This is a genomic window from Micromonospora sp. NPDC047730 (assembly GCF_043204765.1).
In the GTDB taxonomy this organism is placed as follows: domain Bacteria; phylum Actinomycetota; class Actinomycetes; order Mycobacteriales; family Micromonosporaceae; genus Micromonospora.
This window is the reverse complement of sequence record NZ_JBIDCU010000004.1, coordinates 270,960-287,191: the sequence shown is the minus strand read 5'-3', so window position 1 is coordinate 287,191 and position 16,232 is coordinate 270,960. Positions and strand designations below refer to the sequence as shown.

At 70.2% G+C, this 16,232-nt stretch carries 14 protein-coding genes and 2 pseudogenes; 9 read left to right on the top strand and 7 right to left on the bottom strand.

The window, feature by feature from the left end; genetic code table 11:
* Positions 1 to 44: 44 nt before the first annotated feature.
* The 4 genes and pseudogenes from ACGF5G_RS13290 to ACGF5G_RS13275 all read right to left on the bottom strand — a co-directional run.
* Positions 45 to 650, bottom strand: a pseudogene (locus ACGF5G_RS13290) (tyrosine-type recombinase/integrase); the annotation flags it as partial.
* Between the two features lie 18 nt (positions 651 to 668).
* Complete coding sequence (locus ACGF5G_RS13285; protein WP_393262261.1) at positions 669 to 806, bottom strand: hypothetical protein; 138 nt, start codon at positions 804 to 806, stop codon at positions 669 to 671.
* 54 nt (positions 807 to 860) lie between these two features.
* A complete protein-coding gene (locus ACGF5G_RS13280) occupies positions 861 to 1,214 on the bottom strand; it encodes a hypothetical protein (protein WP_393262258.1) in 354 nt (117 codons plus the stop codon).
* A 131-nt stretch (positions 1,215 to 1,345) separates the two neighbouring features.
* Entirely contained in the window at positions 1,346 to 2,125 is a 780-nt protein-coding gene (locus tag ACGF5G_RS13275) for an SDR family oxidoreductase (RefSeq protein ID WP_393262256.1), read from the bottom strand.
* 596 nt (positions 2,126 to 2,721) lie between these two features.
* Between ACGF5G_RS13275 and ACGF5G_RS13270 the strand changes: the two are divergent.
* Positions 2,722 to 3,530 (top strand): annotated as a pseudogene (locus ACGF5G_RS13270) (IS630 family transposase); the annotation flags it as partial.
* A 2-nt stretch (positions 3,531 to 3,532) separates the two neighbouring features.
* Here the strand turns inward: ACGF5G_RS13270 and ACGF5G_RS13265 are convergent.
* Positions 3,533 to 3,844, bottom strand: a complete 312-nt coding sequence (locus ACGF5G_RS13265; protein ID WP_393262253.1) for a hypothetical protein — start codon at positions 3,842 to 3,844, stop codon at positions 3,533 to 3,535.
* A 663-nt stretch (positions 3,845 to 4,507) separates the two neighbouring features.
* Between ACGF5G_RS13265 and ACGF5G_RS13260 the strand changes: the two genes are divergently transcribed.
* From ACGF5G_RS13260 to ACGF5G_RS13235, 6 genes are all read left to right on the top strand, one after another.
* Complete coding sequence (locus ACGF5G_RS13260; protein ID WP_393262251.1) at positions 4,508 to 4,948, top strand: phage holin family protein; 441 nt, start codon at positions 4,508 to 4,510, stop codon at positions 4,946 to 4,948.
* A gap of 70 nt (positions 4,949 to 5,018) precedes the next feature.
* Positions 5,019 to 5,201, top strand: a complete 183-nt coding sequence (locus ACGF5G_RS13255; protein WP_393262250.1) for a hypothetical protein — start codon at positions 5,019 to 5,021, stop codon at positions 5,199 to 5,201.
* Between the two features lie 202 nt (positions 5,202 to 5,403).
* Complete coding sequence (locus tag ACGF5G_RS13250; protein ID WP_357696970.1) at positions 5,404 to 7,173, top strand: thiamine pyrophosphate-dependent enzyme; 1,770 nt, start codon at positions 5,404 to 5,406, stop codon at positions 7,171 to 7,173.
* Positions 7,170 to 10,298: an FAD-binding and (Fe-S)-binding domain-containing protein gene (locus tag ACGF5G_RS13245; RefSeq protein WP_393262247.1), complete on the top strand. Its 3,129-nt coding sequence runs from the start codon at positions 7,170 to 7,172 to the stop codon at positions 10,296 to 10,298. Before ACGF5G_RS13250 ends, ACGF5G_RS13245 begins: the two co-directional genes overlap by 4 nt.
* 5 nt (positions 10,299 to 10,303) lie before the next feature.
* Positions 10,304 to 11,383: an enolase C-terminal domain-like protein gene (locus ACGF5G_RS13240; RefSeq protein ID WP_393262245.1), complete on the top strand. Its 1,080-nt coding sequence runs from the start codon at positions 10,304 to 10,306 to the stop codon at positions 11,381 to 11,383.
* Between the two features lie 138 nt (positions 11,384 to 11,521).
* A complete protein-coding gene (locus ACGF5G_RS13235; RefSeq protein WP_393262242.1) occupies positions 11,522 to 11,965 on the top strand; it encodes a PPC domain-containing DNA-binding protein in 444 nt (147 codons plus the stop codon).
* Positions 11,966 to 11,970: 5 nt separating this feature from the next.
* Here the strand turns inward: ACGF5G_RS13235 and ACGF5G_RS13230 are convergent, their stop codons facing one another.
* Positions 11,971 to 13,767 carry a glycoside hydrolase family 15 protein gene (locus tag ACGF5G_RS13230; protein ID WP_393262240.1) on the bottom strand — a complete coding sequence of 599 codons (1,797 nt, stop codon included), beginning with the start codon at positions 13,765 to 13,767 and terminating at the stop codon, positions 11,971 to 11,973.
* A gap of 423 nt (positions 13,768 to 14,190) precedes the next feature.
* On the opposite strand from ACGF5G_RS13230, the gene ACGF5G_RS13225 reads away from it, so the two are divergent.
* Both ACGF5G_RS13225 and ACGF5G_RS13220 read left to right on the top strand, forming a co-directional pair.
* On the top strand, positions 14,191 to 14,502 hold the full coding sequence (locus ACGF5G_RS13225) for a hypothetical protein (RefSeq protein WP_393262238.1): 312 nt from the start codon (positions 14,191 to 14,193) through the stop codon (positions 14,500 to 14,502).
* A gap of 808 nt (positions 14,503 to 15,310) precedes the next feature.
* Entirely contained in the window at positions 15,311 to 15,490 is a 180-nt protein-coding gene (locus ACGF5G_RS13220) for a hypothetical protein (RefSeq protein WP_393262235.1), read from the top strand.
* A gap of 305 nt (positions 15,491 to 15,795) precedes the next feature.
* Here the strand turns inward: ACGF5G_RS13220 and ACGF5G_RS13215 are convergent, their stop codons facing one another.
* Positions 15,796 to 16,209, bottom strand: a complete 414-nt coding sequence (locus ACGF5G_RS13215; RefSeq protein WP_357696978.1) for a nuclear transport factor 2 family protein — start codon at positions 16,207 to 16,209, stop codon at positions 15,796 to 15,798.
* Between the last annotated feature and the right edge of the window lie 23 nt (positions 16,210 to 16,232).

The following is a 16,232-nucleotide window of genomic DNA, read 5'->3' as shown; positions in this document are numbered from 1 at the left end:
TCTGACCTGGAATCTAGGTCGTCCGGAGGGTCGCTGAACCATGATCATGCCGTCTCCAGGCCGTCAACGGCTTCCGGGCCGTCCTCGGCGGCCTGGTCCTCACCGAACGCCGCATCAATGGCCCGGCGCGTGCGGTCCTCACTGGTCGGCAGCAGGTGTGTGTAGGTCCGCAGAGTGAAGCCCGGATCTGCGTGGCCGAGGTAGGTCGAGCGGGCCTTGATGCTCTCCCCAGCGTCCAGGAGAACTGAGGCGTAGGTGCGCCGAAGGACGTGCATCCCGTTGCGGCGGTCGTCGGGGATGCCCGTGGCGCGAATCGCGGGCTTCCAGATGCGGGGGTTGAACTCTGAGCGGCTGAGTGGCAGGCCGTCAGGGGTCGTCAAGTAGAGGGTGACTGTCGTGACGTCGCCGGTCAGGGTTCCCCAAGGCAAGGTGACCTCTACGGGCGCGTACTGCTTGGCGTGGTCGCCCAAGCGGCGAGCTACTGAGGCGGGGAGGGGAACCTCCCGCGTCTTCCCGCCCTTGGGCGGGGCGAAGATGAGCGCGCCGCGCACGAGCTTGACCTGACGGACGACTCGGAGGGTTGGCCGGGTCGCGTCCAGGTCGTCTGGGCTTACGGCGAAGATCTCGCCCTGCCGTAGTCCGCAGCCCGTGCCGAGGTCGACGGCGACTCAGTAGCGGTCTGGCAGCTTCGCGCGGAACGCGGTGAGCCGGTCGACTGACCACGGCTGGACCTTGTTGGGGACATGCCGGGGGCGTTGGATGCTCTTAGCCGAGAACGGATTGCTGACGATCTTCTTGTCGTCCACGGCGGCGTTCGCACCACGGGCTACCGGATGACCACGGACGCGGACTTGGCGGCACTACGCGCCGCCGGTGACGTGGTGTGGGAGAACCAGCGGTACGGATCCGTCTACGTCGTCGACGCCCACGGCCTGCGCCGGCAGCTCCACGACGGCATCCCTGTAGTGCATCTCGGCCAGGCCGAGGCCGTTGAAGCTGTACGCGAAGCATTCCCTGACGCGCAATGGACCGTTGTTCCTCTCACGTGTCCCCGAGACGTGGCGGAACTGCGGATCGCACAACGACAGACCGGCGACACCGCGGAACGCCTCCAAGCATGGGACGAAACAGAAACACTTGTCACCGCCGACCTCACCATCGAAGTCCGAGACCCGCCCGGACAGGGCCGCCGAGCTGATCGACCAAGCGGTCAAGGGCAGCGTGACTGCCCCGGAGTAAAGGCCAGGCCGGCCGGCTGCCGGCGATGCCTGGTCTCGAATGATGGTTGACCAAACGGCCCCGGACGACGCTTGACCCCCTGCCATCTTCGAAGGCGCAACGTTGGTTAGGAGATGCCGCCGTCGCTGTGTAAGAGTTGGCCGTTGATCCAGCCCCCGTCGGGTGAGCACAGGAACGCGACGAGGTTCGCGCAGTCCTGTGGGCGCCCGAGGCGACCGAGCGGCGTGGACCGTAGGACGGCATCCTTGATCTCTGCGGTCATCCAGCCGGTATCGGTTGGACCCGGATCGATGGCGTTGGCGGTCACGCCGAGGTGGGCCAGTTCCTGAGCAGCGGCCAGGGTGATCCGATCGAAAGCGCCTTTGCTGGCTCCGTAGGGAAGGTTGCCGACGGTAGCGTCACTGGTCAGGCTGACGATGCGTCCGGTGCCATGTGGCCCTTGGAACCGTTGGGCGTACTCGCGAATCAGGAGCCAGCTCGCCCGGGTGTTGACCGCGAAGTGACGGTCGAAGCTCTCGATGCTGGTGTCGAGCAGGCCCGACTTGACGCTCTCGCAGTGGGCGAGGACGAGCGCGCTGACCGAGCCCAGCTCTCGCTCCACGGCCTTGAAGATGCCAGCCGTGGCGTGAGGATCAGCGAGGTCCGCCTCGACTGCGGCAGTTCTTGCCCCGTGCTTGGCGGCTTGGCTGCTGAGCTGCGTCATGGCCTCGGGATCGGCTCCCCAGGGCATCCGCTCGTCGTACGGGGTCCAGTAGGTGAAGCCGACATCCCAGCCGGTCTGAGCCAGCGTCAGCACCACCGATGCAGCGATGCCGGCGCTGCGGCCGGCACCGGTCACCAGGGCGACGGGTCGATGCTGTTGGTCCGTGCCATCCGTAAGTGCCATCCGTGGTCGCACCCCCTCGACGCACCATCCTTGCTGCCCGCCCAATGGCCGTCATCGGAATTACCCGGCCACCACAGCAGAGCCGGCGGTGCATCGCCACGGCGTCAAGCATCAACGGAGGGCGCCGTGTCAGCCATCAAGCGGAGTCGGACAGCCGGCTGCGATGGCGGACCGTTCCGGTATTTCGCCCATACCGGTCGCTCAGCTCATCGACGGGTGATCGTTTCTTCGGGACGAAGAACCGGAGCCGGTATCGTCTGGCCGTGCAGGGAGAGTTTCGCCTTCGGCAGATGGTTGGCCGGATTGGGCATGCGGCGGATGTGGCTGTCGCGGTCGAGCGGGCAGACCGTGACGAGGTAGACGTTTCCCCGGATGCCTTTGCCTGGCTGCGGGATGTCTATGGGTTGCGAGCTGTGATCGATCGGCCGGTCAATGATCGATTGGTGGCTGAGGCGGTCGAGGGCGTGCGCTATGCGCTCGCCCGCGTGGCGGGACCCGGTGGCTACAAGGCCACGGTGAAGAAGATTGTGGATTGGCCGGTGGACACCGCTGAGGGTGACGTGAAGGTCGCGGCTGCCCACGCAGTGTGCGTCGCACTGGGTACGAGGCTGGAACCACCGCCGCGTCTTACGACGGACGGCGTGGTCTTTCCCGCATATCGGCGCGGCTGCTCGCGGACCATTTGACCAGGGCTGGGCTGCCGGTCAGCTTCGCCGAGGTGGCCCGGATCTGGGGAGCCTGGGGGCTGCAGCCGCATCGCGTTGAGACGCTCAAGTCCTCCACCGACCCGCAGCTGGAAGCCAAGATTCGCGATGTGGTCGGCCTGTATCTGGATCCGCCGGCCAACGCGGTCGTGGTGTGCGTGGACGAGAAGTCGCAGATCCAAGCGCTGGACCGGGCCGCGCCGCTGCTGCCGATGCGCTTCGACGCGGCGGAGCGCCGCACCCACGACTACCGGCGACACGGCACCACCACGCTGTTCGCCGCCCTGGAGGTCGCCACTGGAAAGATCACCGCGAACGCCTGCTACGAGCGGCACTCCAATGCCGAGTTCCTGGCCTTCCTCAAGCAGGTCGCCAAGGCCCACCCGAGAGTGAAGCTGCACGTGGTAGCTGACAACTACGCCACCCACAACGACCCGAACGTCAAGGCGTGGCTCGCCAAACATCCGCGGATGACCATGCACTTCACTCCGACCAGTGCGTCCTGGATGAACATGGTGGAGATCTTCTTTGGGATCATCAGCCGGCAGGCCATACGCCGCGGCAGCTTCACCAGCGTCGCCGACCTGATCGCCGCGATCCGCGCGTTCATCGACGGCTACGACGAACGCTGCCAGCCGTTCCGCTGGACCAAGACCGCTGACCAGATTCCCGCCAAGGCACAACACAACTCTTCTGCATGACGCTAGAGATCACGCCACAGGTGCGGCTCCTGGTAGGCATGCCACCCGCGAAAGAACCAGTCCGCCAGGTCCCGCAACCGCTCCAGGCAATCCTGGTAGTGCTGGGCCGGCTCCGGCCGAGGAAAGTGCGAGTGCGCGGTCCACTCCGCCACGAAGTGTGAGACCTCGTAGAACCCCTCAGCCATCCAGCGCGGCAAGTCGTCATGACCCTCGCGCTGCTCACAGGCCACCCGCATCGCCTGCTCCAACCGGCTGAACGCTGCCCGGTCCCAGACGAGTTCACAGCGCAGTCGGAGCAGGAAGCTCCCATCCACGGACTCGAACTCTCGCCTCAGCACCGTCAACGCGTCGTCCACGCCCGCATCTTGGCAGCCCGGTACGACGACCTCGGCACTGTCAAACTCGCCCTCGACCTGCTGACCCGAAGCCGTGGATGGGGCCACCGCGAGCATCCTCGACCGACAGCTGGAGGCGATGGCGGAGACGCCCACAGACGCTGTCGCGCACCAGCTCCGCGCGGGGCGGTTCCCCCTCGGGCGGATGCCGGTGGCGGTGCGTACCGCGATGGAGGACGGCACCGTCGCCCGGCGCGTCGCGGACGGGCTTTTCGCTTCTGGCGGGACCGCCTCTGCGGGCCGCCTTTCTCTGCCTAGCGGTCGCGGCTTTGGGCAGCTGTGACCGGGCGGACGCGCGGCTGGCGGCGCTGAAGGACCGATTGCCGCCCATGCCTACCTCCAGAGCGGCTACCTCCAGATCGGTCCGAGACCGGCGGCGGAGCCGGAGTTACAGGGTCCTGACGCAGCGCGAGTGGTCCCCGGCGCAGCGGTGAGTCGTACGCCGCCGTTTCCGCCCGGTCCCTCCAAGTGACCGCCCGGCTCGTGCTGCGCGGTCCCCCAAGCCGCCGCTGTGGGACGGGAGCGAATGGGGGTGCTGCTTCGGGGTACTCGACCGGGCCGAGACGAGCCGAGGGAGGCCCGATGGGCATGGCGAACCAGCCCGGGGGTGGCGGCCGACCAGCCAGTCCCACCGACCGCCTGGCCGAGGACGTGGCCGAGGTGGTACGCGAGGAGGTTCGAGCGGTACGCACCCAGCTCGCGGACGCCGCCCGCCCGGCCGGGCTCGGCTTCGTGCTGCTGGCCGCCGCCGGAGGGTGTGCGGTGCTGGCTGTCGGGGCGGCCTCGGCGACCTCGCTGCGCATGTTGGAGGCGTTCCTGCCGCGACGGCTGGCGGCTGCCGGGATGACCGCCGGGTACGTGGCCGCTGCCGTGTTCCTCGGCGCCGCGGGCCTGGAGCGGCTGCGTGCGGCGGGCGGAAGGTCCGCCCGGCTGGCGGACGAGGTACGCGATGCGGTGTCCAGCACCGCCGGCCGGGTGGTGCCGGCCGGTTCCTCGGCCGCCCGCGACGAGCTGGGGCGCTGAAACATCGTCGACATGGGCGGCCACGGCGGCCCGGGAACCTGCGGGGCCATACAGGAATGGACGGTGGGCGATGAAACGGAGCCGGATCGACGACGTGATCATCGGAAGGATTGGTGACGCCGCGGGCACCCTCGTCGACCCCAGGAGAGGACTCGGCCAGCTGAAGTCGTCGGTCTCCGGTAAGCAGATCGCCCTGCTCCTGGCGGGTCTGGTCCTCGGCCTGCTGATCTCGCGCCGCCGCCGCCGCCGCTGAGCGGTCGCGGGCCGGAGCACCCGCAGCTTACGAGCGGGGGCGAGCAGCGGGTGGTCCGGCGGCATCGGCCCGGCATGTCACCGCCGCTCGGCCGAAAACGCCAGTTCGGACGTTTGCCGCGAATCGTCACGGGTAGCTCGCGACGGATCGGATGCCGGGTAGCCGTCCGGGACCGCGGGGGTACGGATTCAGGAGGCGTGACGTGCAGGAGATCGTAGGCGAAGGCCTTGCCCGACGACTGGTGGAGTGGGGCGTCGACACCGTCTTCGGCCTCCCTGGCGACGGCATCAACGGCCTGATGGAGGGCTTTCGCCGGCAGCGGGAGAAGCTGCGGTTCGTGCTGGTGCACCACGAGGAGGCGGCGGCCTTCATGGCCACCGGGTACGCCAAGGCCACCGGCCGGATCGGGGTGTGCGCCGCCACCTCCGGGCCGGGCGCCATCCACCTGCTCAACGGGCTCTACGACGCCAAGCTCGACCACGTCCCGGTGCTCGCCATCACCGGCATGCAGGAGACGTCCGTGCTCGGCTCCCACTACCAGCAGGAGGTACACACAGCGCTGCTCTACCAGGACGTGGCGGACGCGTACAACCTGATGGTCACCAACCCCCAGCAGGTGCCCGGCGTGGTCGACATCGCCATCCGGCACGCCCTGGCGCGGCGCAGCGTCGCCCATCTGACCTTTCCCAACGACGTGCAGGTCGCCGCCGTCGGCGAGGACCCCTACCGGCACGTCAGCCCGGGGGTGCCACCGGCGAGCAGCGCCGCGGTGTCGCAGCCGCCGGTGGCGCCGGCGCAGGCCGACCTGGCCCGGGCGGCGGAGGTGCTCAACGCCGGGAAGAGGGTGGCCATGCTGGTGGGAGTCGGCGCCCGCCACGCCCGGGACGAGGTGCTCGCGGTGGCCGAAGCACTGGCCAGCCCGATCGTCAAGACCCTGCCCGGCAAGCTGGTGGTGCCGGACGACCACCCGCTCACCACCGGCGGCCTCGGCCTGCTCGGCACGAAGCCGAGCGAGGAGCTGATGGAGGAGTGCGACACCCTGCTGATGGTGGGCACCTCTTTCCCGTACGGGAAGTACCTGCCCGCGCCGGGGCAGGCCAAGGTGGTCCAGATCGACATCGACGCGAGCCTGATCGGCCTGCGCCTGCCGGTGCACGCGGCGGTGACCGCGGACGCGAAGCTGGCGTTGCAGCAACTGCTGCCGATGATCCAGGCCCGATCGGACCGGTCCTTCCTGACGAAGTACCAGCAGGCGCGGGACGCCTGGCGCGCGGACATGATCGCCCTGCAGGACCCGGGGCGGGATCCGATCGCCCCGCAGTACCTGATCAGCTGCATCGACGCGGCCGCCACCTCGGACGCCATCCTCACCTGCGACTCCGGCACGATCGCCACCTGGGCGGCGCGGCACTGGACCATCCGCGGCGGCCGCGAGTTCTACCTCTCCGGCAACCTGGCCACCATGGCGCCAGGCCTGCCGTACGCGATCGCCATGCAGCACGCGTTCCCCGGCCGGCAGGTCATCGCGTTCGTCGGCGACGGCGGCTTCGCGATGTTGATGGCCGAGTTCCTCACCGCCGTGCGGCACGAGCTGCCGATCAAGGTGGTGGTCAACAACAACAACTCGTACGGCCAGATCCTCTGGGAGCAGATCGTCCTCGGCTACCCGGAGTACGCGGTGCGGCACCGGCAGCCCGAGGCCGACTTCGGCGCGTGGGCACGGGCCTGCGGTGGGTACGGCGTGAAGGTCACCGACCCGAAGGCGGTGCCGGACGCGATCCGTGAGGCGTTGGCTTATCCGGGCCCGGCGCTGGTCGACTGTGACGTCAACCCAGACGAGCCGCCGATGCCCGGCAAGGTCCGGTACGAACAGGCCAAGCACTTCACCGAGGCGTTCCTGCGGGGCCAGCCGCACAAGGTCGCCACCCTCGCCACCGTGGCCCGAGACAAGATCAACGAGCTGCGGTCATGACCCGGCGAGTCACGGGCACGGCACGGAGGGCAGCTCCGGCCACGGAGCCGGTGTCCCTGCCCGCGCCCGTCCTGCGGCCGCCCGAGCCGGCGCACCACGTCGACCTGGCCGCGCTCGCCGCGGACCTGCGCGCCGAGGTGGACGGGGAGGTGCGCTTCGACGCCGGCTCACGGGCCGCGTACGCCACCGGCGGTTCCAACTACCGCCAGGTGCCGCTCGGCCTGGTGGTGCCCCGGACCGTCGAGGCGGCGGTGGCCGCGGTCGCCGTCTGCCGCCGCCACCGCGCGCCGGTGCTCTCCCGGGGCGGTGGTACCAGCCTCGGGGGACAGGTGACCAACGTGGCCGTGGTCATCGACTGGTCGAAGTACTGCAACCGGCTGCTGGAGGTCGACCCGCAGGCCGGCACCTGCCTGGTGGAGCCCGGCATCGTGCTCGACACGCTCAACGAGTTGCTGGCACCGCACGGGCTGGAGTTCGGGCCGCGCCCGTCCACCCACAGCCACTGCGCCATCGGCGGGATGATCGGCAACAACTCCTGCGGCTCCACCGCGCAGCGCACCGGCAAGGTGGTCGACAACCTCGTCGAGATGGAGGTACTGCTCTACGACGGCACCCGGATGTGGGTCGGCGAGACCAGCGACGAGGAGTACGCCGAGATCGAGCGACGGGGCGGTCGGCAGGCCGAGATCTACCGCCAGCTGCGGGCGCTGCGGGACGAGTACCAGAGCGACATCCGTACCCGCTACCCGCACATCCCGCGCCGGGTCTCCGGATACAACCTGGACAGCCTGCTGCCGGAGAACAATTTTCACGTCGCACAGGCGCTGGTCGGCTCCGAGGGGACACTGGTCACCGTGCTGCGGGCCCGTTTGACGCTGGTGCCGGTGACACGGGCCAAGTCGATGGTGTTCCTGTCCTACCCGGACATCGCCGCCGCCGGAGACGACGTACCGCGGGTCCTGCCGTACGACCCGATCGCGTTGGAGGGGCTCGATGACAAGCTGATCAACTTCGAGAAGCGTAAGCACCTGCACCCGGAGGCGCTGCACAAGCTGCCCGCGGGCGGCGGCTGGCTGATGGTGCAGTTTGGTGGCGACACCCGCGAGGAGGCCGACGCTGCGGCCGAGCGGATGATCAACGATCTGTGCCGCGACGGCGGGCCGACCGCGCACCGGTTCGACAACGAGGCAGACGAGCACCAGATGTGGCTGGTCCGCGAGTCCGGACTCGGTGCCACCGCCCGGGTGCCGGGTGAACCCGACACCTGGGAGGGCTGGGAGGACTCGGCCGTCGCTCCCGAACGGCTCGGCGACTACCTGCGCGATCTCGACGCGCTGCTCCACGAGTACGGCTTCGAACAGGCCTCGCTCTACGGGCACTTCGGGCAGGGCTGCGTCCACACCCGTATCCCGTTCAAGCTGACGACCGCCGAGGGGGTACGGCAGTTCCGCTCGTTCGTCGAGCGCGCCGCGGATCTGGTGGTCTCCTACGGGGGCTCCTTCTCCGGAGAGCACGGCGACGGGCAGTCCCGCGGTGAACTGCTGCCGAAGATGTTCGGCGACCGGCTTGTTCGCGCGTTCGGGCAGTTCAAGGCGATCTTCGATCCGGACGACCGGATGAACCCGGGCAAGGTGGCGGCCCCCTACCCGCTGGACAGTCACCTGCGGCTCGGCGTCGACTACAACCACGGCCAGGTGGCAACCCACTTCCACTATCCCGACGACGACGGCAGTTTCGGCCGGGCGGTGCTGCGCTGCGTGGGCGTCGGCCAGTGCCGGCGACCGCACGGCGGGGTGATGTGCCCGTCCTACATGGTCACCCGGGAGGAGGAGCACTCCACCCGGGGCCGGGCACGCCTGCTGTTCGAGATGCTCGACGGCACCGCCCGCGGCGGCACCATCGCCGACGGCTGGCGCTCCGAGGCGGTTCGCGACGCGCTCGACCTCTGCCTGGCCTGCAAGGGCTGCAAGTCCGACTGCCCGGTCAACGTGGACATGGCGACGTACAAAGCGGAATTCCTGTCCCATCACTACCAGGGCCGGCTCCGACCCCGCCCGCACTACTCGATGGGCTGGCTGCCGGTGGTGGCCGCGGTCGCCGCCCGGGCGCCCCGGGTGGTGAACGCGCTGGCCCAGGGGCCCGGGCTGGGCCGGCTCGCCAAGCTGGTCGGCGGCATCGACCAGCGCCGGGAGATCCCGGTCTTCGCTACCGAGACCTTCCAGCACTGGTTCGCGGACCGCTGGCCGACCGGCGACGGCTGGCGCGGCGAGGTCATGCTCTGGCCGGACACCTTCACCAACCACTTTCAGCCGGGCATCGCCCAGGCGGCCGTCGAGGTGCTGGAGGCGGCGGGCTGGCGGGTCCGGGTGCCGGAGCAGCCGGTCTGCTGCGGGCTCACCTGGATCTCCACGGGACAGCTCGGCATGGCGAAGAAGGTGTTACGGCGAACGGTGGAGGTGCTCCGACCCCACCTGCGGGCCGGCACCCCGATCGTGGGGCTGGAACCGAGCTGCACCGCGGTGTTCCGCGGCGACGCCCGGGAACTCTTCCCCGGCGACGAGGACGTACACCGTCTGCGGCAGCAGACCGTCACCCTGGCCGAGCTGCTGCACGAGCACAGCCCCGGATGGCAGGCGCCGAAGCTGCCCGCGCACGCACTGATCCAGACCCACTGCCATCAGCACGCCATCCTCGGCACCACCGCGGACCAGGCGGTGCTCACCGAGGCGGGGGTCCAGGCCGAACTCCTCGACTCGGGCTGCTGCGGGCTGGCCGGCAACTTCGGCTTCGAGGCGGGGCACTACGAGGTCTCCGCGGCCTGCGCCGAGCGGGTCCTGCTGCCGGCCGTCCGGGGCGCCGCCGACACTGACGTCATCCTGGCCGACGGCTTCAGCTGCCGTACGCAGGTCGAGCAGAGCGCCACCGGCGGTCGCTCCGCGATCCACCTCGCCGAACTGCTGCGGGCCGGCCTGCGTGGTGAGCGGGTGACCGCCCGCCCCGAGCAGCGGTGGGGGCAACGTCCGGAGCGGCCCTCCCGGGCTGCCCGCGTACTCGCCACCAGCCTCGTCGGGCTGGCCGCGCTGGCGCCGGTCGCCGCGCTGGCCAGCCGCCGCCGGGGGCGGTGACGGCGGTGCGGCTGAGCGCGGCGGCGTACCGGGTGCCGACCGACGCGCCCGAGGGCGACGGCACCTTCGCCTGGGACAGCACCACCATGGTGCTGGTCCGCGCGGAGGCCGACGGCCAGGTGGGCACCGGCTGGACGTACGGGCCCGCAGCGGTGGTCCCGGTCGTCACGGACCTGCTCGCGCCCGTGGTGGCCGAGCTCGACCCGGACGACGTACCGGCTGCGTGGTCGGCCATGCGGCGGCGGCTGAGAAACGCCGGGCGGCCCGGAATCGCCGGCTTGGCGCTCTCCGCAGCCGACTGCGCGATCTGGGACCTCATGGCCCGCCGGCACGGCCTGCCGCTGGCCCGGCTGCTCGGCACTGCCCGCCGGCAGGTGCCGGTCTACGGCAGCGGCGGATTCACCACCTACGACGCCGAGCGGCAGCACCGGCAGCTTTTTGGCTGGGTGCACGACCAGGGCATCCCCCGGGTGAAGATCAAGATTGGCGAGTCCGGGGGCACCAACGCGCCGCAGGATCTGGCCCGGATGGTGGCCGCCCGACGCGCCATCGGCGACGACGCCGAGTTGTACGTCGATGCGAACGGCGGGTACCAGCGCAAGCAGGCGGTACGGATGGCCCGGGCCGCGGCCGACCTCGACGTGCGCTGGTACGAGGAACCGGTCAGCTCAGACGACCTGGTCGGCCTCGGGCTGGTCCGCGACCAGGTGCTGCCCGACGTCGCGGCGGGGGAGTACGGCTTCGACCTCGTCTACTTCCATCGGATGGCCCCGTACGTCGACTGCCTGCAGATCGACGTCACCCGGTGCGGTGGCATCACCGAATTCCTTCGGGCGGCGGCGGTGGCCGCCGCCTCGGGCCTGGAGGTGTCCGCGCACTGCGCGCCCCACCAGCACCTGGCCGTGGCGGCAGCGACGCCGAACCTGCGCCACATCGAGTGGTTCCACGACCACGTCCGGATCGAGGCGATGCTCTTCGACGGTGCGGTGTCCGCGGCGGGAGGCGGCGCCCCGGTGCCGCTGGACCGGCCGGGCCACGGGCTGGAGCTGCGTGCCGCCGAGGCGGAGCGGTACCGGGTGGGCTGAGGCCGCGCCGGAGAGAGGAAAGGGTGCGATGGACGCGACGACGGCGGTGCCGGCCCGGCACACCAGCGTGGTCGCCCAAACCGGTCGGGGCAGCACGGTGACCGCCCTGCCGGCCGGTTGGCGGCGGGGCGGTCGGCGATGAGGGCGCACGAGCTGCACCACCAGACCGGACGGGTCCTCGTGGTGGTCTGCGACAAGGGGGAGGAGGCGGTCGAGGCCGTGGGGGCGGCGCTGCGCGAGCAGCGGATACACGCCGCCCGGGTGACCGCCGTCGGCGGCTTCGCCGACGCCGAGGTCGGGTGGTTCGACCGGGACACCGGCGACTACCGCCGGATCCCGGTACGCGAGCAGGTCGAGGTGCTCTCCCTGCTCGGCGACGTTGCCGAGCGGGACGGGGCGCCGGCGCTGCACGTGCACGCGGTGCTCGGCCGCGCCGACGGCAGCACCATGGGCGGGCACCTGCTCCGGGGCCGGGTCTGGCCGACACTGGAACTGATGATCTCCGAGGTGGCGCCTGAGTTGGCCAAGCGGGTGGACCCGGAGACCGGGCTGGCACTCATCTCGGGCACGGGCGGCGGGTAGACCGCTCAGCCGGGCGATGGGCAGGGTACCGCCTGACCCAGGGTCACCGCCGTCTCCAACATCAGCGCGTGCACGAACGCCTGGGGCAGGTTCGCGCGCAACTGCCGCTGCTGCACGTCGTACTCCTCGGTGAAGAGGCCCGCCGGGCCGCAGGCGGCCCGGCTACGCTCGAACCACCGGTTCGCCTCCACGACGTCGCCGGCCTGCCAGGCGGCCATCGCGGCCGCGAAACCGCAGAGCAGGAACGCTCCCTCGGCGTCCCCCAGTGGGCGGCTGTCGGGGCGGAACCGGTACAGGTATCCGTCGCATTCCAACTCCGCCAGGATCGCCCGCCGGGTCGCCTCGGTCCGCGCGTCCCCTGCCGGCGCCGCGCCCCGGATGCCGGGGAAGAGCAACGCGGCGTCGACCCGCCCGTCGTCGTACGCCCGCTGCCAGCGCCCGGACGGATGCTGCCCGTGGGCTGCCGCGTCGGCGAGGATCGCATCGGCCAGGGCCAACCATCGTCCTGCCTGTCCGCCCGACGCGACCCCGGCCGCCGCGCGCAGCCCGGCCACACAGATCAGCTTCGAGTGGGTCCACTGGCGGGGCGGCAGTTCCCAGATGCCGGAGTCCGGCTCGCGCCAGCGTTTCCCGATGATCCGGACCGTCAGCTCCAACGCCCGCCACGAGGCCTGGTCCAGCCGGTCGTGCCGCCCGGCGACGGCCAGCAGCAGCAGCGTCTCGCCGAGGACATCGAGCTGGAACTGCCCGCGGACCCAGTTGCCGACCCTCGGCGGCGCCCCTGGATAGCCCGCCAGGTAACCCAGCTCCTCCTGGTCCGGGACCGGGTCGCCGTCAACGGTGTAGGCGGGGGAGAGCCGGTCGCCGTCGGCCAGCACCCGTTCGGTGAGGAACGCGACGGCGTAGTCCAGCAGGTCGTACCGGCCGATCAGCGCCGACGCCCGGCCGGCGAAGGTCTGGTCCCGCAGCCAGGCGTACCGGTAGTCGAAGTTGCGCCCGGCCAGCGCCCGCTCCGGCAGTGCCGTGGTCGCCGCCGCCACCATCCCCCCGCCGGGCTGGGTGAGGCCGCGCAGCACGACGTACGCGAAAACCGCGTCCCGCTGGGCGGGGCCGCCGGCCAGCGGGGGCGCCAGTTGCCGCCAGGTGAATTCGGTCGTCCGCCACAGCTCGAAGGGCTCGGGCGACGCCTCGTCGAGCGGGCGGGTGGCGATCTCCAGCACCAGATCGTGCCGCCCGCCCGCCGGTACGGTGATCTCGCCGCAGAGCGGGCCGTCCTCGGTCCGGTCGAGCATCTCGCCACCGCTGTGCCGCAGGTGCAGGCTGCCCGAGCGGGCCAGCCAGTGGGGGCCCTCCCGCCGTACGTCGCGCAACGGCTCGCGGCCGAAGTCGGCCCGAGGATCCAGCCGGACCCGGACGACCGCCTCCCGGTCCACCGCGCGGATCTGGCGCAGCAGCACCACCCGATGCTTCTCGCCGGGAAAAAAGAGCGCCTCGCGGCACTCGATGATCCCGTTCGTGGTCACCCAGCGGCTCACCCACACCAGGGAGGCCGCTTCGTAGTGCCCTCCCCAGACGAACCGCGGGTTCGCCGGGGTCACGAGGTAGTCGCCCCGGCCGCCGATGAGCCGGCTGAAGAGGGGAGGGTCGGCCCAGCCCGGGGCGCAGAGCCAGCTCACGTTCCCGTCCGGACCGACGAGCGCGCCGCGGCGCCCGTCGGCGAGCAGCGCGTACTCCCGCAGCACATGGGGCCCACGATCGGCAGCGGCCTCCGGTCCGTTCGGCTCATCGTCGCCCCCGCGCACCGGCTGCACCTCCCACCTGCGTCGCGGGGCCTACCCGCCCCGCCCGCCCCTGCACCCTCCACTCAACTCCCGACTACCCGGTCGCGCAGCGGGTAGCCCTGGGTCTCCGTCGATGACTACGTGCGGCTGCGGCACGGATCGGTCTCGACTACTCGTAGCCGCAGGCCGCCCTGAGGATGTCTGCTAGGTCGCTGCCGCGCCGACTCGCGGGTTGCCACCGGGTACCTGGGTCCAGGCGCGCGGAGAGCCGCCGACACGGCAAGGCGCCCCCGATTCGAAGGCCGGGGCGGTAGGCCGGACGCCGCCGGACAGCCGCGCGCCCGCCGCCCAGCCGTGCCGGCTACGTGCCAGTGAGGACGATTTCCAACTGGCGGTGCGGGGATCTTTCTTGTCCTGGCTGGTTCGGTGCGCCACTGTCGCAGTGTGGGCAAGAGCAGTAAACAAAAGCGCCTGGCGGAGACTGGGCGCCGTTTGCAGGAGGAGCGCGACGCGGACTGGGTGTCGCTGGCCTGGTCCGAGGACCAGGCCGCCGTAGTGGCTCAGGCATGGAGGCGCTTGGCTGACCTTGGCGTCGATCTGCCACCGCGACCGACTCGCCGAGATCTCTGGGCCGCTGGCATTGCGGACACGGACATCAAGATCGATCACTTCTACCTCGGTCCGGAGCGGGGTATCTGCGCGATCCAGATCAGTGTGCGTCGGGCAGCGCTGGATTCCGCGCGGCGTAGACCGTGATCGAGCACTCCGGTCGGTCCGCCGTCGCGGCTGTCGACGGAGTTGCCGAGATTTGGACGGTGCGCCGCCTTGCGGTTCCACCTGGTACTCCTCAGTACGGGTCACCGCTCTGTCTCGCGTGCGAAGAAGACTGCGGCTTTTCAAGATCTCCTTCTCCAGCTCCAGTTGCGCGACCTGACGCCGCAAGCGGATCAGCTCGGCTCGCTCGTCAGCGGCCAGGTCATCGGGCGGGCTGCCGTCGCGAGGTACTTGCTCTGTCGAGCCACAGCGGTTTTCTCCTCCTCGGCAGGATCCCAATTCAGGAGGTGTCCGGTCTCAGGCGGTCACTTCAGCCGAAAGCGATCTTCAAACTGACGCTGACAGGGACAGCCGGTGTTGGGAAGCGGTGCCTATCCTCTTGCCATGGGAGCAATCAAGCCGTGGCATCTGTTCGTCCTGACGCTTTGCTGCCTCTTGCCGACTGCTGCGGCGATCGTTGGCGGGGTCTGGGCGGCCCGCCGTAAGCGTCGCTGAGCCCTGACCGCAGTCGAAGCTGTCGGGCCTCCACGGGCCATAGCGGGTGCTACCAGGGGCCAAGTCAGGCCGTCCAGGACTGGACCGCCGTCTATGGCGCTCGCTCAGCAAGTTGGGCCGAACTCACGGACCATCCACGGACTGATCTTGGAAGAGCTGTCTTGTGCTCGGCCGTAGCAGCAGGTCATACGCCCAGCACGGGCGTTAGCCGTACTTCATTCCTAAACCGTGTGCCGCTGGCATGGACCTCCGACTCGGCGTTGGCCCAGCTGTTCCGGGCGTTAGCCTTCGAGCCGTGAGGTTCGCTGCCGGACCACCGACCCGCTGGGTCGTTGAGCTGCGTTCTGGCGCGGTCGTCGAGTTGGCGGCCGATGGGTACAGCCGGACGGACGGCGACCTCGTGTTCTCCATCCTGGCTGACGCAACCCTCGCCGAGCAGGCCGAAGTGCGCGTGCTCGGACGGGGCACCGGCTGAGCCCGAGCGGGTGATTGTTCTCGTGGCACGGATCCCGGAACGCGAGGTGGCCGGTCTTCATGGCGGAGAGCCCTGGCCGGCTGCGCAGCGGGGAAATGCGGCAACCGAGCCAGCCGCAAGGGAGCAAACAGAGTCCGGTACTGCTGTTTGAGCTTTTCCGGATCGCCACCAGGCTGCGCCGATCGCACGGCGGCACGGTTCTCGCTGCTCGGCAACGGGTGGTGAGGCACAGCGTGCGGTGATCGGTATCCGGACAGTCGATTCCGATCACCGCACGGCTCAACCGTGGTCAGCTCGTCCGCGGCTCACGCGGCGAACGCGGCGTCGATCGCATAGGTGTCTTCGTACATGTGATAGGTCGTGATCTTGCCGTTCTTGACTCCGATGTGCAGCGCGAAGTGGTTGGTGAACGTCTTCCCCGTGGCGAGGACCTCGAACTTGTTGTGCCCGAGCACGACCGCGTTCTCCCCGTCGACGACCGTCGCCGTGACGTTGTACTCCTGAGCCGGTCCGAGTACGCGTCCGAACGAGCCGAAGAAGTCCGGCAGCTCGGCCGGGGTGGAGCGCTGCCCGGACCAGGGGATGTTGGGGGTCCCGTTGACCGCGAAGTCGAACGTGTCGGCGAAGAGGTCGACGAGTCCGGGTACATCACCGGCGCCGAATCGCGCGAAGAAGGATTCGACGACGGCGGCCGTGCTGGGAGGTGTCGCGTTGCTCATGCGGATGGAACTCCTTCAGTGAG